The sequence below is a fragment of the Halobacterium sp. CBA1126 genome (assembly GCF_009741975.1).
In the GTDB taxonomy this organism is placed as follows: domain Archaea; phylum Halobacteriota; class Halobacteria; order Halobacteriales; family Halobacteriaceae; genus Halobacterium.
Genome location: NZ_WPCF01000204.1, coordinates 1 through 1,217 on the forward strand (window position 1 = coordinate 1; position 1,217 = coordinate 1,217).

General features: G+C 68.1%; 2 protein-coding genes. One reads left to right on the forward strand and one right to left on the reverse strand.

All coding sequences use genetic code 11. The annotated features are described in order from the left end of the window. A partial coding sequence (locus tag GJ634_RS15180; RefSeq protein WP_394350904.1) for a hypothetical protein occupies window positions 1–400 on the reverse strand: 400 nt, incomplete at its 3' end. Between the two features lie 222 nt (window positions 401–622). On the opposite strand from GJ634_RS15180, the gene GJ634_RS15185 reads away from it, so the two are divergent. Continuing rightward, window positions 623–1,217 (forward strand): sulfide-dependent adenosine diphosphate thiazole synthase (locus GJ634_RS15185; protein ID WP_157503658.1); only part of this gene is annotated, 595 nt, incomplete at its 3' end.

Sequence of the window (1,217 nt, forward strand, 5' to 3'; positions counted from 1 at the left end):
TTCGACCGTCTCGTCGACGGTCTCGCGACCTTCCTCCTCGACGGTTTCGCCGACGTCTCCTCCACGCTGGCTTCGACCGGTCTCGTCGACGGTCTTCGCCGACCTTCTGCTCGACCGTCTCGCCCACGGACTTCTCGACGCTGGCCTCCACGGTCTGTTCGACCGTCTCCCCGACCTTCTCGTCGACCGTCTCCTCGACGGTGTCGCTGACGGCCTGGGTCATCCAGTCGGGGTCGAAGCGCGCCATCTTCCACGCGATGTGGATGACGAACGACGCCAGCACCCCGAACCCGAACGCCAGCCCCGTCCGGGTGCCGACGACCGAGAACAGCACGACGGAGACGAAGATGAGCACGCCGTACGCGAGGTCCGTGAGGCTGTCGACGCGGTTCGGGTTCACGTCACCACCCCCGGGCGTGCGGCGGCGTCCGCGCTCGCCGTGGCTGTCGTCTGTGATGCGCGCGGCCGTGTGTAGCCCGGCGCTAGCGGGCTACGCTGGACGAGAAATGTGATACCCGAACAGAGGGCTCGCACGGAGAAAGGGATTCCGATGGGAGAGGGACGAGCCCCCTCGGGACGCCGGACCCCAACAGGTAAGTAGCCGGTGGTATCACTAGGGAATATGCCGTTCGACTCGTTCGCCGACGCAGACGAAGCACAGGTCACGCGCGCAATCGCCCGCCAGTGGACCGAGGAGTTCATCGACGACACCGAGACCGACGTCATCGTCGTCGGCGGCGGCCCCTCCGGACTGATGGCCGCCAAGGAACTCGCCGAGCGCGACGTCGACGTCACCGTCGTCGAGAAGAACAACTACCTCGGCGGCGGGTTCTGGCTCGGCGGCTTCCTGATGAACAAGCTCACCGTCCGCTCGCCCGCCGACGACGTCCTCGACGACCTCGGCGTCCCCTACGAGTACGACGACGAGACCGAGGGCCTCGCGGTCGCGGACGGCCCGCACGCCTGCTCGGCGCTCATCAAGGCCGCCTGCGACGCCGGCGCGCGCGTCCAGAACATGACCGAGTTCACGGACGTCGTGGTGCGGGACGACCACGAGGTCGCGGGCATCGTGATGAACTGGACGCCCGTCCACGCGCTCCCCCGCGAACTCACGTGCGTCGACCCCATCGCCGTCGAGTCCGAGGTCGTCATCGACGCCACCGGGCACGACGCCGTCGTCGTCTCCAAGCTCCAGGAGCGCGGCGTCGTCGAGGCCG